The following is a 26931-nucleotide window of genomic DNA, read 5'->3' as shown; positions in this document are numbered from 1 at the left end:
GGCAATTTTTCAAGGATGAAGAAATATGGCAGCAAAACCACCTCGCGGTGGCAAAACCCACGTAGAGGCCGATGTCCACGTCAGCCCCAACCGGCAATCACAAGGGGACTCAGCCGATCCTGACGGGCTGAATCAAAACGGCTTCGATCCCTTGACGTTCAAAGTGGACTCGGCAACGCGGCCCAGCTCCGTGAATGAGATCGACCTTGATGCAATTCTGCCGGCTGCGGTTGTCACGGTGCAGCAGACTTCAATGGCAACTCAAACCCGTCCCTCCACGCAGCCGCTGTTGGAGCACTACCTGATCGATGCGCAGATAAAACTGCAGCATGCCGACAGTGATGGCTTCAGGGTGTACAACAAACGTCAGTATGTGGATTTGTCCGACGGCGGCATCGTTCTTGTCGCACTCGACGCCAAAACTGGCGTGTACCGAGCCCGACGCGCAAACGAATTGCAGCCGTCCGGCCCTGAGCTGCAGCGTAATCCCGATACCGGCCTCTGGCATGTGCGCAATGACGCTGCGCAAGACACCGCACCACTGACTGAAACCCGTCTGCAGGCGTTTCGCACCGAGCTGGATTTCAGCTCGGCCGAAGCCGATAGCGACGGTCTGTATCGCCATGACGGCAAGCGCTACGCAGTAATCTTCAATCACGCGTATCAGGCACTGCTTGATCTTGATGCGTCCACACCCTCGAATAAGGTGTGGCGCATTGTTAAACCCACTGATCCCGTTGCCAGCGATAGTGCCAACATCTACCGCGCCAGCCGAAGCGGCGAGAGCCTGGCCATTACTCGCAACGAGGACAACGCCTGGATTTCTATCTTCGTGGGGTTGAGGGGAGGCATGCGGCGCAATGAGCCCGGGCCGGCCAACCCGGGCAATTTGCACCGCCCCTGGCTCGACACCACGCCAGGCCCCTCAGGCAGGCAACCCCCGGCCGTTATTGGCACCACGCGAGCGCAGGTCAAACGCTATTTTCCCGAAGCGACTGATCAACACGCCGATGACTTCATCGCGCGGTTTGGTGATTCGGTGCAGGCAGAAGCAGAGCTGGAGCGGCTTCGGCTTGGGCTGCCTGGACTGGTTCGCGAACTCAGCGCCTGGGTAGCGGCTTATAGAGGGGCTGATAACGACGAGCTCATCAGACGCTTTGCAATCAGTGAAACGTTGCATCGACTGTACAAGTGGCAAGGCGACGCTGCGGAAAAAGTCTATCGCGATGGGCAACTGATTGGCTTCAAGCTTGAACTGGACCTGGGCAGTCGCGCTAATTTACAGCCGCCGATTCTTTCCACTCGAGTCGACTCAATTGTTTCTCTGGGTTTGAAGGGAACTGCCGTGCAGAAGCTGGATGCACTGTTTTCGGCGTTTTCTCATGTTGAAGCACTCGAAGTCCGGAACCTGGCGGGCGAAGGCAAAGAACTGTTTGGCGCAATGAACCGGCTCACCGAGCTGAAAGTACTGGAGCTTCATCAATGCACGCTCCCGTGGACACATGAATTTACGAGCTTCTCTGGATTGCCCCGCCTGCGCGAGCTGACCCTGATGGAATGCAGTGTCCACCATACTATTTCGGTGCGCGGCCTGACCGAGTTGCAGGTATTGAGAATCCGCCACACCAACATGCAGTTTTCACCGAGGGGACTCACCGAGAGCCCCGGTCCGTCACGCCTGCAAGTGCTTGATCTGAGCAATAACGTGTATTTGGAAGAGCTGCCTGACTTTACCAATATGTCCTATTTGCGCGAGCTGGATCTGTCATTCAACACACTGAGCGGACGCCTTGCTGGATTAAACGCGAATGTCTGGCGGGCGCGGCTTGAGGTATTGAGATGCGAAAATACTCAACTGACCGGCGGCGTTTCGCTCAATGGCATGACAGGCTTGCGGGAGTTGAATCTGACAGGCACTGGAATCACTCAACTACCGACCGAACTGGGTACGCCGGACGGTCCGATGCGCCTCGAAATATTGAAGCTCGCCAGAAACAACCTCGATGATGCCCCTTCGCTAAGAGGCATGAGAGCCTTGCGAGAATTGGATCTGGCACATACCGGCATCACCCGGTTGCCTGCCGAGATTGGCCCGCAGAACGGTCCACTGCATTTGGAGATATTGAATCTGAGTGCCAATCCGCTATTTGTTGCGCCGTCGTTCAGAGGAATGACCGCGTTGCGGGAAGTGGATCTTCACTCTACGCATATCGACAGTATTCCGGATGGAGTCACGTCCGAGATTCCAAAAACAGCGTTGAATCTTGCCGATAACTTCATCTCATCGATTCCCGAATCCCTGGAGCTCAGGAAGGGCATCAATCTGGCGGGAAATCCGCTTTTCGATGCAGCTTTCCAACGGCGTTTTATTGCAGCGCGCCGCCAGACAGGCACAGATATCTGGCTCGGAAATATAGATCCCGACAAAACGGCGCACCTGTGGTTACAGAGCGTGCCGCCAGTACTCACACGCGAAAGACTGGATCTTTGGGCCACCTTGCCGGCAGACACCATCGCGGACATTCGTCGACTGAGTATGACGCCGGAGTTCAGGATCGAACGTGCACTGTTGCAGCGCCGCGTCTGGGCGTTTCTTGAGAGATTCAGGAGGGGTGAGCCGGATGAACGGATTCAGTTGAGCACGATTATGAGGACTGAACCCAGTCCAGGAAAAATGCTGGACAGGCTGGAAGACGCTTTAAGGAAATTTGACCCGACGTGGCAAAACCAGCCTGCGCATCACTTGCCCAAACGGCCGGGGTTTGACTGAACGGTGTGTTGAGGTAAAAAAAACTAACGGTGTCCGGGCTTGTTCGCAGAAGCGCTGTGTCAGTCAACATTGATGTCAACTGACACAGCGCAAACTCGGGCAAGCCCGGCGCACGGTGCGCTTACAGCGGCATCGTGTAATGCAGCGCGTAGCTTTCTACACCATCGTTGTCGCTGGACAGGCCGGCGTTGGAATAGTGCGTGGCACGAATCCCGATCTCATGCCCGCCATTGAAGCGCACGCCAGCACCGATACGGTCTTCGAACTGGAACGAACCGCCGATATTGTTCGACTCATATTTGGTGTTGGAAAACGCTGCAACACCAATCCCCGCCTCGATGTACGGCTTCACCGACTCACCGGCAAATTCGTAAACAAACACTGGCGAGAACGACAGGCTGTTGTTGCTGGAGGTCTTGTCACCCTCCCAATAGGTGTAAGCACCGCTCCAGTAACCGGTCAGGCGACCGACGTCGCTCTGCAGCCAGCTCTTGTCCCAGTCGAAATTCATGCCCAGGCGATACGTCATGGTCGAATCGCTGGTAGCGCCAACGGCGAATTCAACGCCGGCAGCCTGTGCGGTAATACTTTGCCCCATCAATGCGGCCGCAATCGCGGCCAAGCAGAATAGTCGCTTCACTTTGAAACTTCCCTTTACGGAACGATCGTTCGGTTTTCTGGATAACTCATCGCTATAGAAGCCAGCGCTTGATCAGAAGTTCAGCTGATTTTCAGTTATTTCACATTTTTTTTACAAACTGAATTTCTGCACGTCGAACGTGGTTTGGCCCAGCAGGGGCAGGGTTTGGCTGAAATGCTTCGCGTCACCACTGGTCCAGAATCTGACTGGTCGGTCAGGCCCTGCAGCGAGCAGATCGCGTTCGGCCAAAAGGCGCTGGAGTTGTCGCGCTACAGCGGCACCGGTATCGATCAGGCTGATGGTCTCGGGGATCATCGACGCGAGCATCGGCTTGAGGAAGGGGTAGTGCGTGCAGCCGAGAATAATCGTGTCGCAACCGCTGGCCAGCAGCGGATCGACATACCCCTGCAGCAACGTGCGCAACTCGGCACTGTGCAGATCGCCGCTTTCAATCAATTCAACCAGACCGGGGCACGGCTGGGTGATCACGCGTACATCGGTGGCGAAGCGGTCGAGCAAGGCTGCGAACTTGGCACTCTGCAAGGTGCCCGTGGTGGCAAGCACACCGACCACGCCGCTGCGGGTAGCGGCGGCGGCCGGTTTGACCGCAGGCTCCATGCCGACAATCGGCCAGTCGGGAAAGTCGCGGCGCAGATCGGCAACAGCCGCCACAGTCGCGGTGTTGCAGGCAACCACCAACGCCTTGGCGCCCTGCTCGCGGAAAAAACCGGCCATCACATTGCAACGCTGACGGATAAATTCCGGGGTTTTCTCGCCATACGGAATGTGCCCGCAATCGGCGAAGTACAGCAGCGACTCATTGGGCAACAAGCGCTGAATTTCAGCCAGTACCGACAAACCGCCGACACCGGAATCGAACACGCCGATCGGCGCCTCACGCATGCTGCGATCCACAGACGCTGCAACCCGGATCACGTTTGACGCGCAATTCACGAAAGCGCGAACCCAACGCATCGATCAGCAGCAAGCGGCCTACCAGCGGTTCACCAAAACCGACCAGCACCTTCAATGCCTCAAGCGCCTGAAGACTGCCGACCAGTCCCACCAGGGGCCCGACCACGCCGGCTTCGCTGCAGGTCAGTTCGGCTTCGCTGCCGTGCCCGTATAAACAGTGGTAGCACGGGCTCTCGGCGCGACGCGGGTCGAACACCGACAGTTGCCCTTCAAGGCGAATCGCCGCGCCGCTGACCAAGGGTTTGCGCGCAGCCACGCACGCGGCGTTGACGGCTTCGCGTGTGGAAAAATTATCCGAACAATCGAGCACCAGATCCACCGCCGCCACCGCCGCCGCGAGGGAATCCTCGTCCAGCGCCTGACGATGGGCGATCAGTTGAATCTCTGGATTGATCGCGCCCAGACGCTTGAGCGCCGAGTCGACCTTGCTCATGCCGACGCTGTCGGTGTCGTGAATGATCTGGCGCTGCAGGTTGGTCAGATCGACCGTGTCGAAGTCCGCCAAATGCAGCTCACCGACACCCGCCGCCGCCAGATACAACGCAACCGGCGCGCCGAGACCACCGAGGCCGACGATCAGGACGCGACTGTCCTTGAGCTTCAACTGGCCGTCGATGTCGATGTGTTGCAGCAGAATCTGCCGGCTGTAGCGCAGCAATTCCTGATCGTTCAGCACGGCAGGCGCCCCAGGCTGATGCGTTGATGGCCGCCCAGATCGGTGCGGCTGTGGACTTCTTCGAAACCGCGACCGAGCAGCAGATCGCGCACGGCTTCGGCTTGATCATAGCCGTGTTCGAGCATCAGCCAGCCACCGGCCTCCAGATGCGTCGGGGCCTGGGCGACGATCAGACGCAGATCGTCGAGCCCGTCCTCACCGGCCACCAATGCACTGGCGGGTTCGAAGCGCACATCGCCTTCGATCAGATGCGGATCGGTCGCGGCAATGTACGGCGGGTTGCTGATGATCAGCTGAAAACGCTGACCTTCAAGCGCACTGAACCAATGACTGCTCAGCACCTTGGCATTGTTCAAATGCAGGCGTTGGCGATTACGCTCGGCCAGCGCCACGGCTTCGAGCACGCGATCCACGGCAGTGACCTGCCACGCTGGACGCTCGCTGGCCAGGGCCAAGGCAATCGCGCCACTGCCAGTGCCGAGGTCGAGGACTTTGGCCGGTGTCGCGGGTAGCAATTGCAGCGCAGCCTCCACCAACAACTCGGTGTCCGGGCGCGGGATCAGCGTGTGCGGTGCGACTTCCAGATCAAGTTTCCAGAAACCCTGCTGGCCGAGGATGTAAGCCACCGGCTCACCTGCGCGGCGGCGTTGCAGGTACTCGGCAAACTTCAGCGCGGCGTCAGTCGGCACGATGCGCTCGGGCCAGGTGTGGAGAAAGCTGCGCGATTTGCCCAGCGCCGCGGCCAGAAGCAATTCGGCGTCCAGACGTGCGGTCGGTGAATCCGGCAGGTCGGCGGCGCGCAACAGGCTGGCAATGATGGTCATTTATTCACCTATCGCCGCGAGTTGGTCAGCCTGGTATTCGGCCAACAACGGCTCGATAACCGCCTCCACGCCACCGGCGAGAATTTCATCAAGCGAATACAGGGTCAGGTTGACGCGATGGTCGGTCACACGGCCCTGAGCAAAGTTGTAGGTGCGAATCCGCTCGGAACGGTCACCGGAACCGACGAGCAATTTGCGCTCGCTGGCGATGGCATTTGCCGCGGCAGCGGTTTGCTGATCGTTGAGTTTGGCCGACAACCAGGCCATCGCCCGCGCACGGTTCTTGTGCTGCGAACGCTCTTCCTGGCACTCGACAACGGTGCCGGTCGGCAAGTGCGTGATGCGGATCGCCGAGTCGGTCGTGTTGACGTGCTGACCACCGGCCCCGGAGGAGCGGAACGTGTCGACGCGCAAATCCGCCGGGTTGATCTCGATCGCTTCGCGCTCGTCCGGCTCGGGCAACACCGCCACGGTGCAGGCCGAGGTGTGGATACGGCCCTGGGATTCGGTGGCGGGTACACGCTGTACGCGGTGCGCGCCGGATTCGAATTTCAGCTTGCCGTAAACGTTGTCGCCTTCAATACGCGCAATGACTTCTTTATAGCCACCGTGTTCGCCCTCGTTTTCCGACAGGATCTCCACACGCCAGCCACGTCGCTCGGCGTAACGCGAGTACATGCGGAACAAATCGCCGGAGAAGATCGCCGCCTCGTCGCCACCGGTGCCGGCGCGAATTTCGAGGAACACGTTGCGCCCGTCGTTGGGATCCTTGGGCAGCAACATGCGTTGCAGATCGCCTTCCAGCGTGATCAGCGATTCTTTGGCTTCGCGGACTTCTTCCACAGCCATTTCACGCATGTCCGGGTCACTGTCCTTGAGCAGCGCCTGTGCGCCTTCAAGATCGCTTTGTACGCTGAGCAGTTTTTTATAGGCGTGTACGACCGGCTCAAGTTCGGCGTATTCCTTGGAATAGGCGCGGAATTTAGTCTGATCGGAAATGACTTCGGCATCGCCGAGCAGCGCGGTCAGTTCCTCGAAACGGTCCTGGAGGATGTCCAGCTTATTGAGCAGTGACGCTTTCATTGCGGTTTTTTATCCGAAAAGCTATCCGGTGAGCCCTCGAGGGCAAAGAGTTCCTGAGCCATGGCCAGCGCATCGAGGCGGCCTTCGGCAGAAAGCTTTTTCAGTTGCACGCTGGGCGCATGCAACAGTTTATTGGTCAGGCCGCGGGCCAGTTGCCCCAGCACATCTTCGGCGTTGCCGCCGTTGGCCAGCAGGCGCAGGGCTTTTTGCAGCTCCTCGTCGCGCAGGCGTTCGCTCTGTTGACGATAGGCCTTGAGCACATCAACCGCTGCCAGTTCGCGCAGGCGCACCATGAAATCGCTGGCGCCGACCGAAACCATTTCTTCGGCCGCTTGTGCTGCGCCCTGACGACTCTTGAGGTTTTCAGCGACCACTTCGTGAAGATCGTCGACGCTATAGAGGTAAACGTCGTCGAGTTCGCCGACTTCCGGCTCGATATCCCGGGGAACGGCAATGTCGACCATGAAGATCGGCTTGTGCTTGCGCAGCTTCAATGCGCTCTCGACCGCACCTTTACCGAGGATCGGCAACTGACTGGCGGTCGAACTGATAACGATATCGCTGCGCACCAGTTCCGCCGGAATGTCCGACAGCAACACCGCGTGGGCGCCGAACTGCTCAGCCAGGAGGCTTGCGCGCTCCAGCGTACGGTTGGCAACAACGATGCGCTTGACCCCCAGCTCATGCAAATGGCGGGCGACCAGGGTGATGGTCTCGCCGGCGCCGATCAGCAAAGCCTGACTGCGTTGCAGGTCACTGAAAATCTGTTTCGCCAGACTGACCGCCGCAAACGCCACGGACACCGGGTTTTCACCGATGGCGGTGTCGGTACGCACCTGTTTGGCGGCATTGAAGGTTGCCTGGAACAGACGCCCGAGCAGCGGACCGATGGTGCCAGCCTCGCGGGCCACGGCGTAGGCCGATTTCATCTGGCCAAGAATCTGCGGTTCGCCCAGCACCAGCGAGTCGAGCCCGGAGGCGACGCGCATCATGTGACGAACTGCCGCATCATCTTCATGCACATAAGCACTCGCGCGCAGCTCTTCGAGGCTTAAATGGTGATAGTCGGCGAGCCAGCGCAGCACGATATCTGCCGACAGCTGATCCTGTTCTATATAAAGCTCACTGCGATTGCAGGTGGAGAGGATCGCAGCTTCGCGGCTGTCGGTAAGTCGGCAGAGCTGCTGCAACGCCTCAACCAGCTGCTCAGGGGTAAAGGCCACGCGCTCGCGGACGTCTACTGAAGCAGTCTTGTGGTTGATACCGAGTGCAAGGAAGGCCATTCAAAGTCGCTGATGGTGACGTGAAGCCGGCAATTGTCCACCTTCGTCAGATTCAGAACAACTACCGCAGACTATTGTCCCAATTGTCGGCCCCTATAATGGGCACAGTTGAGACTCGGTTATGTTTGGCCGAAGGCTTGTGTCATGATGATCCGACCGCAGGTTAGTCGTCCTCTTCCTATATGAATAGATCCTCCGCGTTGCTCCTCGCTTTTGTCTTCCTCAGCGGCTGCCAGGCCTTGGCCCCCGTGTCGCCGGACGGTACGCCGCCGGTTGAAGACACCACCCCTGCGCCTGAAAAACCCAAGGTTTACAGCTCGTTCAGTGAAGAAACCGTGTTCAGCCTGCTGAGTGCCGAGCTCGCCGGCCAGCGCAATCGTTTCGACATTGCCCTGGACAACTACGTGACTCAGGCCATCAATACCCAGGATCCGGGCGTCTCCGAGCGCGCGTTCCGCATCGCCGAATACCTCGGTGCGGATCAGCCTGCGCTGGATACCGCATTGATCTGGGCGAAAAACGCGCCGGACGACCTCGAAGCGCAACGCGCCGCCGCCGTGCAACTGGCGCGTGCCGGGCGTTATGACGATTCGATGGTCTATATGGAGAAAGTCCTGCAAGGCAAGGGCGACACCCATTTCGACTTCCTCGCGCTGTCGGCGGCTGATACCGATCAGGAAACCCGCAACGGTCTGATGAAAAGTTTTGACCGCTTGTTGCAGCGTCACCCGAACAACAGTCAGCTGATTTTCGGCAAGGCCCTGCTCCTGCAACAGGATGGCGACAACAAAGCGGCGCTGGCACTGCTCGAAGACAATACGCCAGAGGATGGCGAAATCGCCCCGATTCTGCTGCGCGCCCGTCTGCTCCAGCTGTTGAACCGTGGCGACGAAGCCCTGCCACTGCTGCAAAAAAGCATCAGGAAATATCCGGACGACAAACGTCTGCGCCTGACTTATGCGCGGATGCTGGTTGAGCAGGATCGGATGGACGACGCCAAGGCCGAGTTCTCCAGCCTCGTTCAGCAGTACCCGGAAGACGACGAACTGCGTTATTCGCTGGCGCTGGTATGCCTGGAAGCCAAGGCCTGGGATGAGGCCAAAGGCTATCTGGAAGACCTGATCGCTCGGGAAAGCCATGTCGATTCGGCGCACCTGAACCTGGGGCGCATCGCCGAAGAACGCAACGACCCGCAGGGCGCATTGATCGAGTACGCCCAGGTAGGCCCGGGCAACGACTATCTGCCGGCACAGCTGCGTCAGGCCGATATCCTGATGAACAACGGCAAGACCGCCGAAGCCCAAAGCAAACTGGCGGCCGAACGCGATGAACAACCGGATTACGCGATTCAGCTGTATCTGATCGAGTCGGAAACCCTGTCTGCCAACAAACAGGACGACAAGGCCTGGAAGGTATTGCAACAAGCCTTGCTGCAATACCCCGACGATCTGAATCTGCTGTACACCCGGGCCATGCTCGCGGAAAAACGCAATGACCTGGCGCAGATGGAAAAAGACCTGCGCCTGATCATCAAGCGCGACCCGGACAACGCCATGGCGCTGAACGCTTTGGGCTACACCCTGTCCGATCGCACGACCCGCTACGCTGAAGCCAAGACGCTGATCGAGCAGGCACACCAGATCAATCCGGAAGACCCGGCGGTACTCGACAGCCTCGGCTGGGTGAATTTCCGCCTGGGCAATCTGGACGACGCCGAGAAATATCTGCGCCAAGCGCTGGAGCGTTTCCCTGACCACGAAGTCGCCGCACACCTGGGCGAAGTATTGTGGGTCAAGGGCAACCAGCGTGAAGCCAAACAAGTCTGGGGCAAATTCCTCAAGGATCAGCCCGACAGCACCATTCTGCGCAGCACCATCAAGCGCCTGACCGGATCCGAGACTCTTTAACTCATGTTTTTGCGCCACGTTATTGTTTTCAGCTTTATCGCCCTGCTCGCCGGTTGCGCGGGTTTCGGTGCTCGTGAATCGGTCGAAGGTCACGGCAGCCCGGCCCAATGGGCGGCGAACAAACAACAGCTGACCGGCCTCGACGGCTGGCAGATCGACGGCAAGATCGGCATCCGGGCACCGAAAGATTCCGGTAGCGGCACGCTGTTCTGGCTACAGCGTCAGGACTATTACGACATTCGCCTGTCCGGCCCGCTGGGTCGTGGCGCGGCACGCCTGACCGGGCGTCCGGGCAAAGTTTCGCTGGAAGTCGCCAATCAGGGCCGCTACGAATCGCAATCGCCGGAGACTTTGCTCGAAGAGCAGTTGGGCTGGAAATTGCCGGTGTCGAATCTGGCCTGGTGGGTCCGCGGCCTGCCTGCGCCGAACAGCAAAAGCCGACTGAATCTGGATGCCAACAGCCGCCTGGCCAACCTTGAACAGGATGGCTGGAAAGTCGAATACACCGCTTACACCGAACAAAACGGTTACTGGCTGCCCGAGCGCATCAAGCTGCACGGCACCGACCTCGATGTGACGCTGGTGATCAAGACCTGGCAACCGCGCAAGTTGGGGCAATAACGCATGACCGCTGCACGCCTGACCCTGCCCTCGCCGGCCAAACTCAATCTGATGTTGCACATTCTGGGTCGCCGTGAAGACGGTTATCACGAGTTGCAGACCTTGTTTCAGTTTGTCGATTACGGCGATGAAATCACTTTCGCCGTGCGCGATGACGGTGTGATTCAACTGCATACCGAATTTGCCGGCGTGCCGCATGACAGCAATCTGATCGTGCGTGCGGCGAAAATGCTTCAGCAACAGTCCGGCTGTGCGCTGGGCATCGACATCTGGATCGACAAGGTTCTGCCCATGGGCGGCGGCATTGGTGGCGGCAGCTCAAATGCCGCGACGACTTTGCTGGGTCTCAATCATCTGTGGCAACTGGGCTGGGATGAAGATCGGCTGGCGGCACTGGGTTTGTCGCTAGGCGCCGATGTTCCGGTTTTCGTCCGTGGTCACGCGGCGTTTGCCGAGGGCGTGGGCGAGAAACTCACTCCGGTGAACCCTGAAGAACCGTGGTATCTGGTGCTCGTGCCGCAAGTCTCTGTAAGTACGGCAGAAATTTTTTCCGATCCTTTGTTGACACGTAACACGCCGCCCATTAAAGTGCGCCCCGTTCCCGAGGGAAACAGTCGAAATGACTGCTTGCCGGTGGTTGCAAGGCGTTATCCAGAGGTACGTAACGCATTGGATTTGTTAGGTAAATTTACCGAAGCAAAGCTCACCGGAACTGGAAGTTGTGTGTTTGGGGGCTTCCCAAACAAAGCTGAAGCTGATAAAGTCTCGGCCCTTCTGACAGAGACCCTTACAGGGTTTGTAGCGAAAGGAAGCAACATTTCGATGTTGCATCGCAAGCTGCAAAGTCTGCTCTAAAGGAACCAGGTGCTCGGCACTTGATGCAACAGATACAGGGGCGTCGCCAAGCGGTAAGGCAGCAGGTTTTGATCCTGCCATGCGTTGGTTCGAATCCAGCCGCCCCTGCCATTTTCCATACCCATCCAGGTTACCCTCAGCCTCTAGGTACTGCGCGTGTCCAAGATGATGGTCTTTACGGGGAACGCTAACCCCGATCTGGCTCGGCGTGTTGTACGTCAGCTGCATATCCCTCTCGGTGACATCTCTGTCGGCAAATTTTCCGACGGCGAAATTACTGCCGAGATCAATGAAAATGTTCGTGGTAAAGACGTTTTCATTATTCAGCCGACTTGCGCTCCGACCAACGATAACCTGATGGAACTGGTAGTGATGGCTGACGCCTTCCGCCGCTCCTCGGCTACTCGTATCACTGCTGTTATTCCTTATTTTGGTTATGCCCGTCAGGATCGCCGTCCGCGTTCCGCACGTGTGGCTATCAGCGCGAAAGTCGTCGCTGACATGCTTACCGTAGTCGGCATCGACCGTGTTCTCACGGTTGATCTGCATGCTGACCAGATTCAGGGTTTCTTCGATATTCCGGTAGATAACATCTACGGCTCCCCGGTTCTGGTGGATGACATTGAAGATCAGCGCTTCGAAAACCTGATGATTGTTTCCCCTGACATTGGTGGCGTCGTGCGTGCACGTGCTGTTGCCAAGTCGCTGGGTGTTGATCTCGGGATAATCGACAAACGCCGTGAGAAAGCCAATCACTCTGAAGTGATGCATATCATCGGTGATGTCGAAGGGCGTACCTGTATTCTGGTCGATGACATGGTCGATACCGCCGGCACTCTGTGCCACGCGGCCAAGGCCCTGAAAGAGCATGGCGCAGCCAAGGTCTTTGCCTACTGCACACACCCTGTGCTGTCGGGTCGGGCCATCGAGAATATCGAAAATTCCGTGCTGGACGAGCTGGTGGTGACTAACACCATCCCGCTGTCCGCTGCAGCACAAGCCTGTGCACGTATCCGTCAACTGGATATTGCACCGGTAGTTGCCGAAGCGGTTCGCCGCATCAGCAATGAAGAATCGATCAGCGCGATGTTCCGCTAAGGGCCCTGCCCTTCTCGAAATGTCTCGTTGACGAAAAGCGCCCCGCCCCGGCATTCCTGTCGGGGCGGGGCTTTTTTGCCCATACCGTGTTAGGCGCTGGTCGCAAACGCCGCTCGGTCATGGCTATTTTGGAGATACAAAATGAACGATTTTACTCTGAATGCTGAAGTGCGTTCCGACCTGGGGAAAGGTGCGAGCCGCCGCCTGCGTCGTCTCGCCGCTCTGGTTCCAGCTGTTGTTTACGGTGGCGAAAAAGCCCCTGAATCCATCAGCATGCTGGCCAAAGAAGTTGCCAAACTGCTTGAAAACGACGCGGCTTACAGCCACATCATCGAGCTGAACGTTGGTGGCACCAAGCAGAACGTCATCATCAAAGCTCTGCAACGTCACCCGTCGAAAGGCCACGTTCTGCACGCTGACTTCGTACGCGTTGTAGCAGGTCAGAAACTGACCGCTATCGTGCCTGTGCACTTTGTTGGTGAAGAAGCTCCAGTGAAGAAAGGCGGCGAAATCTCGCACGTTACTTCGGAAATCGAAGTGACCTGCCTGCCGAAAGATCTGCCTGAGTTCATCGAAGTCGACCTGTCGAAAGCAGAAATCGGCACCATCATTCACCTGTCGGACCTCAAAGCTCCTAAAGGTGTTGAGTTCGTTGCTCTGGCACACGGCGATGACAAGGCTGTTGCCAACGTCCACGCTCCACGTGTTGCTCCAGAAGCTACCGAAGAAGGCGCAGCAGAGTAATTCACTCTGTGACGCCGGAGTGATCAAGTAACATCGCGGACTGGAACGTAGCGAGAAAGCGGGCGAGAACGCGGAGTTTACATCTATGGTAAATGAGCTTTTTTCGTCCACTTTCGCCGCTCTCCCTGATTGCGGCGATGTTATCCACCACTCCAAGGAAGGGCCCCTATCGTGACTGCCATCAAACTGATCGTTGGCCTGGGAAATCCAGGCGCTGAATACGAACAGACCCGGCATAACGCAGGGGCCCTTTTTGTTGAGCGCATCGCTGCCGCACAAGGTGTGAACCTTGTCGCCGATCGCAAATATTTCGGCCTGACCGGGCGCTACTCGCATCAGGGTCAGGATGTTCGTCTGCTGATTCCCACCACCTACATGAACCGCAGCGGCCAGGCCGTGGCGGCACTCGCCGGTTTTTTCCGCATCAAGCCTGAAGAAATCCTGGTGGCGCACGACGAACTCGACCTGCCTCCGGGCGTCGCCAAGCTCAAGCAGGGCGGCGGCCATGGCGGTCACAACGGGTTGCGCGACATCATCGCGCAACTGGGCAATCAGAATACTTTCTACCGTCTGCGGCTTGGCATCGGCCACCCGGGCGTCGCCAGTATGGTTTCAAATTTCGTCCTGGGTCGTGCGCCACGCGCCGAACAGGAAAAACTCGATGCCAGCATCGACTTTGCCCTCGGCGTGCTGCCGGATATCCTCGCCGGAGAATGGAACCGTGCGATGAAAAACCTGCACAGCCAGAAGGCCTGACTCTTATCCGAGGGGAAACACCATGGGATTCAATTGCGGCATCGTCGGCCTGCCTAACGTCGGCAAGTCCACCCTGTTCAACGCGCTGACCAAATCCGGCATCGCGGCCGAGAACTTCCCCTTCTGCACGATCGAGCCGAACAGCGGCATCGTGCCGATGCCCGATGCACGTCTGGACGCACTGGCGGCCATCGTCAATCCCAAGCGCATCCTGCCGACCACCATGGAATTCGTCGACATCGCTGGCCTGGTTGCCGGCGCCTCGAAAGGTGAAGGCCTGGGCAACAAGTTCCTCGCCAACATTCGCGAAACCGACGCCATCGCTCACGTGGTGCGCTGCTTCGAAGACGAAAACGTGATCCACGTTTCCAACAGCGTCGACCCGAAACGCGACATCGAAATCATCGACCTGGAACTGATCTTCGCCGACCTCGACAGCTGCGAGAAGCAACTGCAGAAAGTCGCGCGCAATGCCAAGGGCGGTGACAAGGACGCGGTCGTTCAGAAGGCTCTGCTGGAGCAGCTGATCGCTCACTTCACCGAAGCCAAGCCTGCGCGCAGCCTGATGAAGTCCATGAGCGCTGACGAAAAAGCAGTGATCAAAGGCTTCCACCTGCTGACCACCAAGCCGGTCATGTACATCGCCAACGTCGCTGAAGACGGTTTCGAGAACAACCCGCACCTGGACGTTGTCCGCGCCATCGCCGAAGAAGAAGGCGCCATCGTTGTTCCGGTCTGCAACAAGATCGAAGCAGAGATCGCCGAGCTCGAAGACGGTGAAGAGAAGGACATGTTCCTCGAGGCCCTGGGCCTGGAAGAGCCTGGCCTGAACCGCGTCATTCGCGCCGGTTACGAAATGCTGCACTTGCAGACCTACTTCACCGCCGGCGTCGAAGAAGTCCGCGCTTGGACCGTCAAAGTCGGTGCCACTGCACCTCAGGCTGCTGGCGTGATCCACACCGACTTCGAAAAAGGCTTCATCCGCGCCGAAGTGATCGCCTACAACGACTTCATCCAGTACAAGGGCGAAGCCGGCACCAAAGAGGCCGGTAAATGGCGTCTGGAAGGCAAGGACTACATCGTCAAAGACGGCGACGTGATGCACTTCCGCTTCAACGTATAAAATCTGCACCCATGAAAAAGCCGCGTTTGATACGCGGCTTTTTTGTGTCTGAAATTTATGGCCCAACACATTCCTGCAATGGGTAATGCGTAAATCAGGGCTTTTTGGTGCGCGGCAAGAAAATCGCCAACACCCCAAACAACGGCAAGAACGAGCACAGGAAGTACACGTATTCAATCCCGTGCACATCCGCCAGATGCCCAAGCAACGCAGCGCCAATCCCGCCAAAACCGAACATCAGACCGAAAAAGATCCCGGCAATCATCCCGACATTCCCCGGTACCAACTCTTGCGCGTACACCACAATCGCCGAGAACGCCGAAGCGAGGATAAAGCCGATTATCACGCTGAGCACACTGGTCCAGAACAGATCGACGTGAGGCATCAGCAGCGTAAACGGTGCCACTCCAAGAATCGAAAACCAGATCACAGCCTTACGCCCGATCTTGTCGCCAATCGGCCCGCCGAAGAACGTGCCCGCCGCCACCGCACCAAGGAACAGGAACAGGTGCAACTGCGAGCTGGCCACCGACAGGTCGAACTTCTCGATCAGGTAGAACGTGAAATAGCTGGTTAGGCTGGCCATGTAGAAGTACTTGGAGAACACCAGCAGGCCGAGTACCACCAGCGCACTGGTCACCCTGCCCTTTGACAGCCCGTGAGTCGCCGCCTGGCCCGCCTTGAGTTTGAAAAGGTTCAAGTGATGGGCGTACCAGCGACTGATGCGGTACAGCACGAACAGCGCAAACACCGCGAACAAACCGAACCACGCCACATTGCCCTGACCGAACGGAATGATGATTGCTGCCGCCAGCAGTGGACCGAACGCGGAACCGGCGTTACCGCCGACCTGGAAGGTCGATTGCGCCAGACCAAAGCGCCCACCCGAGGCCAGTCGCGCGATCCGCGACGCCTCGGGGTGAAAGGTCGAGGAGCCGATGCCGATAAGCGCCGCCGCCAGCAGAATCATTGGAAAACTGCCGACTACCGACATCATCACGATGCCGATCAGCGTACAAATTGAGCCCGCCGGCAACAGCCATGGTTTCGGGTGCCGATCAGTGTGATACCCGACCCACGGCTGCAACAGCGAAGCGGTCAGCTGGAAGGTCAGCGTGATCAGCCCGATCTGGGTGAAGGTCAGGCCGTAGCTGGCCTTCAGCATTGGGTAGATCGACGGCAAAACCGACTGGATCAAGTCATTGATCAGATGCGCCAGTGCCACTGCGCCGATGATGCGCATCACCAGTGGGCTGCTTTGGGGTGGAGCGGACGCCGAAACAGTGGCGGTCGGAGCGTTGCTGATAGCCATGGAAATTTCCGGACAGCAGATGGGTGCACGCAGGCAGGTGCGTCAATGTGCCATTTTTCGGTGCGCCAAGGCTATCCCCTTAGCCAGCTAACTAACTGACTGTTCGTCATTGACCAGGTGATAGCGCAACGCCATGGTCTGAATCTTGCCTTGCTTCTTGGCTTGAACGCGGTCGCCTTACAAAGGTGATCGACAATGGGAAGTTTCGCTACAAAGTTTGCCCACAGAGCGAACAAGAGTGAACTTTCGAGGCCTTTTAGCAGGGCACAACATCAACGTCGACCGACCGCGATGCACGCCATTGGTGCGTGGTGTCCAGAGGAGTCATGGGGCATGCAGGCTTTCCTTTCACCGGGGATCAAGTTGCTGGGGCGGTTTGGCTTCGCACGTAAATTCCAGTTGTTGTTTCTGCTATTCATTTTGCCGTTGGCCGGCAGCCTGTTGATGATCGGCCAGGACTATCGCGACAAACTCAATCTGATTTCCGGCGAACGTGCCGGCGTGCGTCAGTTGCTCGCGCTCGATGCGCTCGACAACCTGCTCGCGGCCCAGCGCGACCGCGCAGCGCGTTGGCGTGCCACGGAAACCAATCGTCAGCCGACACCCGCGACGCTCGCCGCCATGGCTGCGTTCGATGCTGTGCAGCCAGCTGTCCAGCAAGCCACCACTGACTTGGGCAATGCGCTGAATAACGAGGGCGCCGAAGGCGAAACCCTCACCCGTTATCAGGCGTTGCAAACCGCGCTCGGCGGCCTGGACTCGAAAAGCCTCAGCGGCGTCGGCTGGTGGCCGGACGGTTACGACCGTTTCACCAACGCCCTCAGCGCCCTGCAAGCACTGCGCGAGCAAATCGTCATGGACAATCGCCTGACCCTCGCGCCATGGCTGGAAACCTATCTGCTGACGCAGATTTCCACGCAGCATGCACCGGACCTGATCGAACGGGTCGGGCGCCTCGCGGCGGTCGGTCAGGCGTCGGTGGTGTCCGGTCAGTTCACTTTGCAAAGTCGCTTGCAGTTGCGCGACCTGCGCAGCCGCATCGGCGATGCCCGTGAGCAGTTGGTGAAAACCGCAGGCTTGCTGGAAGCGCGTCTGCCCACAGGACTGCAATCCTGGGCCAGCCAATACCACGACAGCCTCAAGCACCTGGACAGCGGCCTCAAAGTGCTGGACGACGGCGTGTTCGGTGGCAGCATCAATCTCAAACCGGAAGACTTCGAACGCAGCCTTGATGCGTTGCTGGCTGACCTCGCCTCTCTGCGCCAGCAATCGCTGATGTCGCTGGATCAGCGCCTCGAAGACCATCACGGCTCGGCGGTTCGCCAACTGATCATCGTCGCGGCGATATTCGGCTGTCTGCTGCTGGTGGCGCTGTACCTGTTCATCTGCCTGCAAGCCTCGACCCGCCGCAGCGCCAGCGGCATCACCGTACTTGCCGAAGCCCTGCGCGACGGCAATCTGAGTCTGCAAGTTCCGGTTGTGGGACACGATGAGCTGGCGGCGATCAGCACCGCACTCAACGTCGCCGTGGTGCAATTGCGCACCAGTATGATCGGCGTCGATCACGAGACTTCACAACTGAGCAACGCGGTTCGCAGCCTCAACGATCATTCCAGCGGTGCCCTCAGCGAAGTCGAAGCACAGCAGTTGCAGATCAGCCAGATCGCCGCTGCGGCCACGCAACTGGCCGCGACCTCCCAAGGCGTGGCACAGAGCTGCGAGCAGGCCTCTGGCAGCGCTCAAAACACCCGCCGCATCGCCGCCGACAGCAGCCGCGACAGTCAGCGCACCACAGCGAGCATTCAACAACTCAACCAACGCTTGAACGACACCGCAGCCGCGCTAGGCCGGGTCAGTGAGCAAGGGCAGCAGATTCAATTGGTGGTCGACACCATTCGCGGGGTGGCCGAGCAGACCAACCTGCTCGCGCTCAACGCAGCCATCGAAGCCGCGCGCGCCGGGGAACAGGGTCGCGGTTTCGCCGTGGTCGCCGATGAGGTGCGTAGCCTGTCGCAACGCACGCAATCGTCCACCGCGCAGATCGCCGGCACGGTCGACAGCCTGCGCGCCACGGTCAACGAAGCCGTGAGCCTGATGGAAGCAGCCTGTGGCCAGGCACAAACGGACGCCGAAGCCGTGACCGGGCTGGGCGAACGCCTGGGGGAAATTGCCAGCGCCGTGCAAAGCGTCACCGACACCCTGGCGCAGATCGCCACGGCGGTTGAAGAGCAAGCGAGCACCGCCGACGAAGTCAGCAGCAGTATTCAGCAAGTCGATCAGGCAGCAGTGCGATTGCTCGAAGGCGCGCGCGCGGTGAATCTGGCGGCGGACACCTTGAGTCAGGGCAGTCATGCCTTGAGTACCAACACCGCGAGATTTCAGCTTCGTTGATGCCCTGCCCGGCACGATTTTCGGGGCCGGAGGATAAGCGGTTGAAAATAAGAAGAAATATTTTAAATTTACGCTTGACGCTTTTCCATTTCAGGGGAATAATGCGCGCCACTTGGCTACATAGCTCAGTTGGTTAGAGCATAGCATTCATAATGCTGGGGTCCGGGGTTCAAGTCCCTGTGTAGCCACCAAGTACTAAAAACGGCTTACCGAAAGGTAGGCCGTTTTTTTATGCCTGTAGAAAAGTCTCGGTAATCGCCTATTCCGCCAGACCGAGAAAGCGCCGTAGGAAACGGATTCGATCCTGGTACGAATTGGATTTTTCGTGAAACCAGGCGCCTGTAACTCAACCGTTCGGTTCGCCCCACTCCCCTATTGACCGACAAGCTCCCCCGGCTCGATTCATATCCCTCTTCGACGAAGACTGGCCTTGGAAGCATCCGCACGGCGGCGGCTCCTGGACCGCATGGAATCCGGCAGGACAACGGAGCCCGCCAGCAACTTCGGCAAGATCATGGTCGCGGTAGCTGGACTAGGTGGGGAACTCGCTGTGCATTACTGGCCTCTTGTAGGTTTTGTATTTGTGGGAGCGAGCCTGCTCGCGAAGCGGTGTTTCATTCAATATCAAGGCTGGCTGATACACCGTATTCGCGAGCAGGCTCGCTCCCACAGGGGCTTGTTTCAGTTCGATGAATTTGACATTGACCCTAGCGAACATCCGCGCTGAAAAGAAAGACAAAAATGCCCACCGGTTTGCGTCGCGACCGGTCGGTCGATAAAGTCCCTCAGACTTTTTATCCACGGACGGAGAGCCCGCGTGTTTTCAGCCTTGCCCTTGAGCCGCTTTCGCCTGCCTGCCCTGACGCTGATCATCAGCGCTCTGTCACTCACCGCGTGCAACGCCCCGCCCTCCTCGACCCTGCCGCTGGCACCGGAAGCCGCCTCCGGTTATCGCACCGACCTGCAAACCCGTCACGCCAGCAAACACATGGCGGCCGCGGCCAATCCGCTGGCCGCTGAAGCGGGTCGGGAAATGCTGCGTCAGGGCGGTTCGGCGATTGATGCTGCGATTGCGATGCAAGCGGTGTTGACGCTGGTGGAGCCGCAATCTTCCGGCATCGGTGGCGGTGCGATGATTGTGTTGTGGGATGGCAAACAGGTACGCACTTATGACGGCCGCGAAACCGCGCCGGCCGGCGCCACCGAGAAACTGTTCCTGCAAGCGGACGGTAAACCGATGCCGTTCCCGCAAGCGCAAATCGGCGGGCGTTCTGTGGGTACACCGGGCGTATTGCGTGCACTGGAGATGGCGCATAAACAGCACGGTCGTCTACCCTGGGCCAAGCTGTTTGAACCGGCGATCAAACTGGCCGAACAAGGTTTTGCGATTTCCCCGCGCCTGTATTCGCTGCTGGCATCCGACCCGGTGATCCGCCGCTCGCCAGACATGGCTGCTTACTTTCTTAATGGCGATGGCAGCGTCAAAGCCGTCGGCACTCGCCTGCAAAATCCGCCCTTGGCTGCCGTGCTCAAACGCATTGCCAGCGAAGGTGCCGATGCGCTGTACACAGGCCCGATCGCCGAGGAGATCGTCGCCAAGGTGCAGAGCCACGCAAACCCCGGCAGCCTGTCGTTGAACGATCTTCAAGGTTACAAAGCCAAGGAGCGCGCGCCCTTGTGCACTGACTACAAACGCTGGCAGGTCTGCGGCATGCCGCCACCGTCATCGGGCGGGATCGCCGTGGCGCAGATCCTCGGCACCTTGCAGGCACTGGAGACCCGCGATCCGCGCCTGGCGCTGGCACCGTTGAAACCGCTGAAGACCGACAAACCCGCCGGCTTCGAACCGGCGCCGCAAGCCGTGCACCTGATCGCCGAGGCTGAACGCCTGGCCTATGCCGACCGTGCGCAATACGTCGCCGATACTGACTTCGTGCCGGTGCCGGTCAAAGGCCTGGTCGATCCGGGCTATCTCGCCAGCCGCGCCAGCCTGATCGGCGAACGCAGCATGGGCAGCGCCAAACCGGGCACACCGCCGGGCGTGCAAGTGGCTTACGCACCGGATCGCTCACCGCTGCGCATCTCCACCTCGCAAGTGGTGGCGGTGGATGACCTCGGCGGCGCGGTATCGATGACCACCACCATCGAAGCGGCGTTCGGTTCGCACTTGATGGTTCAGGGCTTTCTGCTGAACAACCAGATGACCGACTTCTCGTTTATCCCCGAAGAGAACGGGCAGAAAGTCGCCAACCGCGTCGAACCCGGCAAACGCCCGCGCTCGTCGATGGCGCCGACGCTGATCTTCGACCGCACCAGCGGCGAATTCCTCGCCAGCGTCGGCTCGCCCGGTGGCTCGCAAATCATCGAGTATGTCGCCAAAACCACCGTCGGCCTGCTCGACTGGAACCTCGACCCGCAAAGCGCGATAAGCCTGCCCAACTTCGGCAGCCGCAACGGCCCAACCGAACTGGAAAAAGGCCAGTTCAGCCCGGCACTGATTCAGTCTTTGAAAGACAAGGGCCACACCGTCAACGAAATCGACATGACCAGCGGCACCCAGGCCATCGTGCGGGTCAAGGATGCGCAGGGAAATGTATCGCTGGAAGGTGGCGCAGATCCACGGCGCGAGGGAGAAGCGCTGGGGGATTGAGATCAACGAAACTCAAACCGCCAGCGTCTTGCCGTCCACCGCCTCGCCTATCGTCAGGAAGTGCCCGCCGGCCACATGGTGCAAAGTGCGCAGGCCGTCATGCCCTTCGAAATGCCAGCGTCCTTCGCTGAACACCCGTTCATCGGCATGGGCGGCAATGACTTCGGCGAGGAACAGGTCGTATTGATCGTGATTGCGCGGCTCCGGCAGCAAGCGGCATTCGAGCCAGGCAACGCATCCCTCGAGCAGCGGCGCTTCAACCTTGTCGCCGCTAAAGGTTTGCAAGCTATAGGCCTGAAACTTGTCCTGCCCTTGGCTTTGGCTGATTTCCAGACCCGACGTATTGCCCACGGTCTGCACGATGTCGGCCTGATCGACGCACGGCACGTTGAGTACGAAGGTGCCGGACGCCTCGAGCAACTGCCGCGTCCAGGTGGATTTGTCGAGGACGACGGCAACTTTCGGCGGTTCGAAGTCCAGTGGCATCGCCCACGCGGCGGCCATGATATTGCGCTGGCCGTCATGGGCGGCGCTGACCAGTACGGTCGGGCCGTGATTGAGCAGGCGGTAGGCTTTGTTCAGGGGAACCGGGCGGCGGTGGGAGTCGCTCATGGGGATCTGCTCCGGGAAAAAGGAGCTGATTGTAGCGTCAGAATGGCTGGCGCCCCCACTGTAGGAGCTGCGGCACGCTGCGATCTTTTGATCCTGACTCTGAGACTTGAAATCAAAAGATCAAAAGATCAAAAGATCGCAGCGTGCCGCAGCTCCTACAGGGAGCATCAGTTAGACAGTTGATTGGCGAACTGGCCGACGGCATTCACGACTTTCTGCGCGCCATCCTGAATCTCAACGATCACCGTTCCGGCCTCCGCCGCCAGCGCCAGCCCTTGCTCGGCCTGGAGCTTGCCGTCGGTCATCAGCGCCACGGCGTTACGCGCCATTTCCTGGTTCTGCCGCACGACGCCGACAATCTCTTCGGTCGCCTGGCTAGTGCGCGAGGCCAGTTGCCGCACTTCGTCGGCTACCACGGCAAAACCACGGCCCTGCTCACCGGCGCGGGCCGCTTCGATCGCGGCATTGAGCGCCAGCAGGTTGGTCTGTTCAGCGATGCCGCTGATGGTTTTGACGATCGTGCCAATCACCAGCGACTGCTCATTGAGCGCTTCAATGCCTTCACCGGCGGCCTGCATGTGCCGCGACAAGTCGCGCATCACGTTGACCGCTTCGGTCACTACAGTCGTGCCGCGCTGGGCAGTGCTGTCGGTTTGTTGCGAGGTGCTGTAGGCAATGCTGGCCGCGTCGGCGACAGCTTGTTCGCGATTAACCTGATCGGTGATCACCGTGGCGAACTTCACCACTTTGTACAGTTTGTTGTTGGCATCGACCACCGGATTGTAGGAGGCCTCCAGCCACACTGTACGACCATGGCTGTCGATACGTTTGAAACGGGCAGCCACAAACTCGCCGTTGTTCAGACGACGCCAGAAATTCTGATACTCGGCACTGTTGTACTCTTCGGGCATGCAGAACATGCGGTGATGTTTGCCCTTGATCTGCGCCAGGCTGTAACCCATGCCGCTGAGAAAGCGTTCGTTGGCGTTGAGCACGTTACCGTTCAAATCGAACTCGATCACCGCGGTGGAACGCACCAGTGCACCGATCAGGTTTTCATGCTCGCGGGAGGCTTCGATCGTGCGGGTCAGGTCGCTGGAGAAAATCGAGATGTGCTTGATCCGCCCATCCGAAGAACGTACCGGCTGCACGATCGAGCGCAACCAGGCCTCGTCACCATTGCCACGCAGCAGTCGCACAGCGCCGGCGAAATGCTCGCCGCGAGTCATGGCGCTCTTGAAGCGCTGATGGAATTCGTCGGATTTCACATGGGCCGGGACGATGTCATCGATGGCCCGGCCAATCAGGTCATGGCTCTTGTAGAACATCTCGTCGAGGAAGTTCTGGTTGACCGACTGAACCCGTCCATCCGGCTCGAGGGTCAGCACCATCATCTCGCTTTCCAGGCTTTCCTTTACTTGCACAAGGCTGGAGAGTTCTTCACGAAGAGCAGCCAGCTCTTGCTTCAAGCGTTTATTGAACATGGGAAAGCACCGATGGGCAGGGTGGAAAGCGGATACAGCCTAACCATCGGCCTTGGACAGCTTTTCTGAAGAGCGATTGAGACTCGTCAGTCAAAAATAGTTCGGGCTCTGCGAGTCAGGCAGTTCCGGCAACCTGACATGGCCCCGTACGCGGCATCCGCGCGCCAAAATACGCCGCACTCAGCACACCCACTGCGCCCATCACCGCGCAGAAGATTACGCAGATCCACGGGCTCCATGGCATCAGACCGATCAGCAACAACGGCGTGATACTCGCCCAAGCGGCGTAGGCAATGTTGTAGGTGAAGGAAATACCGGAGACCCGAATACGCGCCGGGAACAACCCGACCATCACCGACGGCACTGCACCGACAACGCCACAGGCAAGACCGGCCACCGCGTACGCCAGACCAATCCAACCGCCCCCCATGATCAAGCAGCTGTAAAGCACGCCAATGCCCAGCGGCAGCAGCACGCTATACAGCATGACCGTGCGCCAGGCACCGATGCGATCCACCAGCAACCCGGCGATCACGCAACCGATGTTGAGAAAGACGATGCCCAAGGCGCTGAGCGCAAAAGTGTGGCTGGCGGTCATGCCGAAGGTTTTCTGCATCATGGTCGGGGTGATAACCACGAACACCACCACTGCCGATGTCAGCACGCAGGTCAGCAACATGGCTGGCAGCATTGCCAGTCGATGTTCACGCAGCACTGTACGCAGCGGCAGCTCGACCCGCGCCTCGCGCTGCGCCTGCATCGCCATGAACACCGGGGTTTCGCTCAACCAGCGGCGCAGATAGACACCGATCACACCGAACACGCCGCCCAGCAGGAACGGATAGCGCCAGGCGTAATCAAGAATTTCCGCCGGGGTGAATACTTGTGCCAGGAATGTCGCGGTCAGCGCGCCGATCAGATAGCCGAAGGTCAAACCGGCCTGCAAGAAGCCCAAGGCATAACCGCGATGCCCGGTCGGTGCGTGCTCGGCGACGAATACCCAGGCACTCGGTACTTCACCGCCAACCGCCGCGCCTTGCAAGATGCGCAGCGCCAACAACAGCAGCGGAGCGAAATAACCGATCTGGGCGTAAGTCGGCATGATTCCGATCAGCAGGCACGGCAGCGCCATCATCAGGATGCTCAGGCTGAAGACTTTTTTGCGGCCCATCCGGTCGGCGAAATGCGCCATCAGAATCCCGCCCAGCGGCCGCGCCAGATAACCGGTGACGAAAATTCCGAAGCTTTGCAGCAGCCGCAGCCACTCGGGCATTTCCGGCGGGAAGAACAACTGGCTGAGGGTCAGGGCGAAGAATACGAAGATGATGAAATCGTAGATTTCCAGAGCCCCGCCAAGGGCCGCAAGGCCCAGGGTCTTGTAGTCGGAGCGGCTGAACGGCACCGGTTTGGCCGTGTTTTGGGCAGTCATGGCAAAGAACTCTGGCAGGCAAAAAACCAAGGCGCACATGGTCTACGCAAATGCGTCGATGGACAACCCGTTAGACCATAGTCCCGATTTTGCAAAAACCTGCTCACAAAATGGCTTGGCTTGAATTACTGTTCAGGCCTGTCCAGAGGGACGACGCAACGCCGACCAACCGCAGCGAACCCCATGTGGGAGCTCTTTGCTGTCGAGATGGGCGGCGGCTCCCGCGGACCACAATAACCATAAAAAATCCGAGGTACTCCCGTGGCCGTTGATATCGAAGATAGCCGCTCTGCACGCTTTGCCCTGCGCTGTTCAAGTTTTGCCGAACGCTGGTTTCCCGATTCCTGGGTATTCGCGGCGTTGGCCGTGATCATCGTTGCGCTGGCCACAATGGCCATGGGCGCCAAACCGACCGCCGCCGCCATGGCATTCGGCGACGGGTTCTGGAGCCTGATCCCGTTCACCATGCAAATGGCCTTTGTGGTGATCGGCGGCTACGTGGTCGCCAGTTCTCCGCCTGCCGTTAAACTGATTGATCGCTTGGCGCGTATCCCGAAAAACGGCCGCTCTGCCGTGGCCTGGGTCGCGTTGATCTCGATGGTTGCCTCGTTGCTGAACTGGGGCTTGTCGCTGGTATTCGGCGGTTTGCTGGTCCGTGCCCTCGCCCGCCGCACCGATCTGAAAATGGATTACCGTGCAGCTGGCGCCGCCGCGTATCTGGGACTTGGCGCGGTTTGGGCACTGGGGCTGTCGTCGTCGGCGGCGCAGTTGCAGGCCAACCCCGGCAGCCTGCCGCCGTCGATTCTGTCGATCACTGGCGTTATCCCGTTCACCGAAACCATTTTCCTCTGGCAGTCCGGCGTGATGTTGCTGGCGCTGATCGTGGTTTCGATCATCATTGCCTACGCCACCGCCCCCGGCCCGAACTCTGCGCGCAGCGCCGAGGCCTGCGGGATAGACCCGGCCTTCAACCTGCCGCCGCTGCAACCGCGCACGCGCCCTGGCGAATGGCTGGAACACAGTCCGCTGCTGATCATCGTGCTGGTGCTGCTGGCGGCGGGATGGCTGTTCCACGAGTTCTCGACGAAACCGGCGATTACCGCGATTTCCGGGCTCAACACCTATAACTTCCTGTTCATCATGCTCGGCGCATTGCTGCACTGGCGTCCGCGCAGCTTCCTCGATGCAGTCGCCCGCGCGGTGCCGACCACCACCGGCGTGCTGATCCAGTTTCCGCTGTACGGCTCGATTGCCGCGCTGATGACCACCGTCAAAGGCGCCGACGCGCAAACCCTGGCCCACCACATCTCGACGTTCTTCGTCAGCATCGCCTCGCACGACACGTACGCGCTGCTGATGGGCGTGTACTCGGCGATTCTCGGTTTCTTCATCCCGTCCGGCGGCGGCAAGTGGATCATCGAAGCGCCGTACGTGATGCAAGTCGCCAACGATCTGCAATACCACCTCGGCTGGGCGGTGCAGATCTACAACGCGGCGGAAGCCTTGCCGAACCTGATCAACCCGTTCTACATGCTGCCGCTATTGGGCGTGCTCGGCTTGAAGGCGCGGGACCTGATCGGTTTCTCGTTCGTGCAATTGCTGGTGCATACACCGCTGGTGCTGCTGTTGCTGTGGGCGCTCGGGACGACACTGGCGTATACGCCGCCGGTGATGCCGTAAAGCGTTCGACCTCACCAT

The 26931-nt window shown here is 59.1% G+C and carries 20 protein-coding genes, 2 tRNA genes and 2 pseudogenes; 13 read left to right on the top strand and 11 right to left on the bottom strand.

Annotation, left to right across the window (positions count from 1 at the left end; all coding sequences use genetic code 11):
- The first annotated feature begins 25 nt into the window (after nt 1-25).
- Nucleotides 26-2770, top strand: a complete 2745-nt coding sequence (locus AB4P92_RS20835; RefSeq protein WP_395598080.1) for a hypothetical protein — start codon at nt 26-28, stop codon at nt 2768-2770.
- 121 nt (nt 2771-2891) lie between these two features.
- On the opposite strand, the gene AB4P92_RS20830 is transcribed toward AB4P92_RS20835, so the two are convergent.
- The 6 genes from AB4P92_RS20830 to hemA all read right to left on the bottom strand — a co-directional run bounded on the left by AB4P92_RS20830 (nt 2892) and on the right by hemA (nt 8251).
- Nucleotides 2892-3410 (bottom strand): acyloxyacyl hydrolase, encoded by a 519-nt coding sequence (locus tag AB4P92_RS20830; RefSeq protein WP_042561048.1) that lies wholly within the window; start codon nt 3408-3410, stop codon nt 2892-2894.
- Between the two features lie 111 nt (nt 3411-3521).
- Complete coding sequence (murI, locus tag AB4P92_RS20825; protein WP_261736013.1) at nt 3522-4313, bottom strand: glutamate racemase; 792 nt, start codon at nt 4311-4313, stop codon at nt 3522-3524.
- The gene (locus AB4P92_RS20820) at nt 4306-5061 is read right to left on the bottom strand and encodes a molybdopterin-synthase adenylyltransferase MoeB (RefSeq protein WP_042561050.1); all 756 of its coding nucleotides are present in this window, start codon (nt 5059-5061) and stop codon (nt 4306-4308) included. Before AB4P92_RS20820 ends, murI begins: the two co-directional genes overlap by 8 nt.
- Nucleotides 5055-5885, bottom strand: coding sequence for a peptide chain release factor N(5)-glutamine methyltransferase (prmC, locus tag AB4P92_RS20815; protein ID WP_047303151.1), 831 nt, complete (start codon nt 5883-5885; stop codon nt 5055-5057). The genes AB4P92_RS20820 and prmC overlap by 7 nt, the downstream gene beginning before the upstream one ends.
- Nucleotides 5886-6968: a peptide chain release factor 1 gene (gene prfA, locus AB4P92_RS20810; protein WP_042561052.1), complete on the bottom strand. Its 1083-nt coding sequence runs from the start codon at nt 6966-6968 to the stop codon at nt 5886-5888.
- A complete protein-coding gene (gene hemA, locus AB4P92_RS20805; protein WP_042561053.1) occupies nt 6965-8251 on the bottom strand; it encodes a glutamyl-tRNA reductase in 1287 nt (428 codons plus the stop codon). The genes prfA and hemA overlap by 4 nt, the downstream gene beginning before the upstream one ends.
- 182 nt (nt 8252-8433) lie before the next feature.
- On the opposite strand from hemA, the gene AB4P92_RS20800 reads away from it, so the two are divergent.
- From AB4P92_RS20800 to ychF, 8 genes are all read left to right on the top strand, one after another.
- Entirely contained in the window at nt 8434-10158 is a 1725-nt protein-coding gene (locus AB4P92_RS20800; protein ID WP_115148149.1) for a tetratricopeptide repeat protein, read from the top strand.
- Nucleotides 10159-10161: 3 nt separating this feature from the next.
- Complete coding sequence (lolB, locus tag AB4P92_RS20795) at nt 10162-10779, top strand: lipoprotein insertase outer membrane protein LolB (protein WP_042561055.1); 618 nt, start codon at nt 10162-10164, stop codon at nt 10777-10779.
- A 3-nt stretch (nt 10780-10782) separates the two neighbouring features.
- Entirely contained in the window at nt 10783-11634 is an 852-nt protein-coding gene (ispE, locus tag AB4P92_RS20790; protein WP_042561056.1) for a 4-(cytidine 5'-diphospho)-2-C-methyl-D-erythritol kinase, read from the top strand.
- 36 nt (nt 11635-11670) lie between these two features.
- Nucleotides 11671-11745: transfer RNA gene (locus AB4P92_RS20785), tRNA-Gln, on the top strand.
- Nucleotides 11746-11790: 45 nt separating this feature from the next.
- Complete coding sequence (locus AB4P92_RS20780) at nt 11791-12732, top strand: ribose-phosphate pyrophosphokinase (protein ID WP_003171603.1); 942 nt, start codon at nt 11791-11793, stop codon at nt 12730-12732.
- Nucleotides 12733-12873: 141 nt separating this feature from the next.
- Nucleotides 12874-13476, top strand: coding sequence for a 50S ribosomal protein L25/general stress protein Ctc (locus tag AB4P92_RS20775; protein ID WP_042561057.1), 603 nt, complete (start codon nt 12874-12876; stop codon nt 13474-13476).
- Between the two features lie 171 nt (nt 13477-13647).
- Nucleotides 13648-14232: an aminoacyl-tRNA hydrolase gene (gene pth / locus AB4P92_RS20770; RefSeq protein WP_003228164.1), complete on the top strand. Its 585-nt coding sequence runs from the start codon at nt 13648-13650 to the stop codon at nt 14230-14232.
- A gap of 22 nt (nt 14233-14254) precedes the next feature.
- Nucleotides 14255-15355, top strand: a complete 1101-nt coding sequence (gene ychF, locus AB4P92_RS20765; RefSeq protein WP_150592616.1) for a redox-regulated ATPase YchF — start codon at nt 14255-14257, stop codon at nt 15353-15355.
- Between the two features lie 94 nt (nt 15356-15449).
- Here the strand turns inward: ychF and AB4P92_RS20760 are convergent, their stop codons facing one another.
- Nucleotides 15450-16667 (bottom strand): MFS transporter, encoded by a 1218-nt coding sequence (locus AB4P92_RS20760; protein WP_042561060.1) that lies wholly within the window; start codon nt 16665-16667, stop codon nt 15450-15452.
- Nucleotides 16668-17000: 333 nt separating this feature from the next.
- Here AB4P92_RS20760 and AB4P92_RS20755 point away from each other — a divergent pair, with 333 nt between their 5' ends.
- The 3 genes from AB4P92_RS20755 (at nt 17001) to ggt (ending at nt 21708) form a co-directional block, all read left to right on the top strand.
- Nucleotides 17001-19058, top strand: a complete 2058-nt coding sequence (locus AB4P92_RS20755) for a methyl-accepting chemotaxis protein (RefSeq protein ID WP_395598079.1) — start codon at nt 17001-17003, stop codon at nt 19056-19058.
- Between the two features lie 114 nt (nt 19059-19172).
- Nucleotides 19173-19249 (top strand) — tRNA-Met (locus AB4P92_RS20750).
- Between the two features lie 626 nt (nt 19250-19875).
- Nucleotides 19876-21708 (top strand): gamma-glutamyltransferase, encoded by a 1833-nt coding sequence (gene ggt, locus AB4P92_RS20745; RefSeq protein WP_395598078.1) that lies wholly within the window; start codon nt 19876-19878, stop codon nt 21706-21708.
- A gap of 12 nt (nt 21709-21720) precedes the next feature.
- Here ggt and AB4P92_RS20740 read toward each other — a convergent pair whose 3' ends face one another.
- From AB4P92_RS20740 to AB4P92_RS20725, 4 genes and pseudogenes are all read right to left on the bottom strand, one after another.
- Entirely contained in the window at nt 21721-22320 is a 600-nt protein-coding gene (locus tag AB4P92_RS20740) for a flavin reductase family protein (protein ID WP_395598077.1), read from the bottom strand.
- Between the two features lie 167 nt (nt 22321-22487).
- Nucleotides 22488-22925 (bottom strand): annotated as a pseudogene (locus tag AB4P92_RS20735) (methyl-accepting chemotaxis protein); the annotation flags it as partial.
- A gap of 150 nt (nt 22926-23075) precedes the next feature.
- A pseudogene (locus tag AB4P92_RS20730) lies at nt 23076-23711 on the bottom strand (PAS domain-containing protein); the annotation flags it as partial.
- Between the two features lie 208 nt (nt 23712-23919).
- Nucleotides 23920-25233, bottom strand: a complete 1314-nt coding sequence (locus AB4P92_RS20725; protein ID WP_042561065.1) for an MFS transporter — start codon at nt 25231-25233, stop codon at nt 23920-23922.
- Nucleotides 25234-25494: 261 nt separating this feature from the next.
- Here AB4P92_RS20725 and AB4P92_RS20720 point away from each other — a divergent pair, with 261 nt between their 5' ends.
- Nucleotides 25495-26913, top strand: a complete 1419-nt coding sequence (locus AB4P92_RS20720) for a short-chain fatty acid transporter (protein WP_042561066.1) — start codon at nt 25495-25497, stop codon at nt 26911-26913.
- Nucleotides 26914-26931 lie beyond the last annotated feature (18 nt).

The organism is Pseudomonas sp. A0308 (assembly GCF_044218815.1).
GTDB classification, from domain to species: domain Bacteria; phylum Pseudomonadota; class Gammaproteobacteria; order Pseudomonadales; family Pseudomonadaceae; genus Aquipseudomonas; species Aquipseudomonas iridis.
This window is presented reverse-complemented; position numbering and strand designations above follow the sequence as displayed.